The organism is Mesorhizobium sp. M7A.F.Ca.CA.004.12.1.1 (assembly GCF_003997835.1).
In the GTDB taxonomy this organism is placed as follows: domain Bacteria; phylum Pseudomonadota; class Alphaproteobacteria; order Rhizobiales; family Rhizobiaceae; genus Mesorhizobium.
This window is the reverse complement of sequence record NZ_RZRK01001500.1, coordinates 1-467: the sequence shown is the minus strand read 5'-3', so window position 1 is coordinate 467 and position 467 is coordinate 1. Positions and strand designations below refer to the sequence as shown.

Below are 467 nucleotides of genomic sequence, written 5' to 3'. Positions count from 1 at the left end.
GCCGCGTCACGGCTCGGGCGTCCGTGCCGGCAAAGCGAGATCGGCGATCATTTCGCCGTCCTCGTCGAGCCCTTCTTCGACGAAACCGGCGCTGCGATAGAGGTTTCGCGCCGCATCGTTCTCCGGTTCGTAGCAGATCGAGACGTGGCTGATGTGGCCGAGCCCCTGGATTTCGTCCAGCACTTCGCGCAGCGCGGCCTTGCCGTAACCTTTGCCTTGAGAAGCGCGGTCGATCATGAAGCGGTAGATGCGCGCCTCGTCGTCATCCTCGGGCGCCTCGTACATCAGGAAACCGACGACACGGGTCCCAGCCATGACGACGCGTGGCCGCGCGTCTGCGTCGGTTTCGGCTTCTTCCAGCGAGTCCGCATTGCCGGCGACGAAATCCCTCTGCTCCGGCGCCAGTTCCAGGGCCGTGACCAGGGCACGGTTGGCCTCGGTCACGGCAACGAGACGGATGTCTCCCT

Annotated in this window: 1 protein-coding gene; it reads right to left on the bottom strand. The window is 65.1% G+C overall.

Translation table 11 applies throughout. The features are described 5' to 3' along the window. Positions 1 to 6: 6 nt before the first annotated feature. The coding region (locus EN984_RS37240) for a GNAT family N-acetyltransferase (protein WP_348630253.1) at positions 7 to 467 on the bottom strand (461 nt) is incomplete at its 5' end.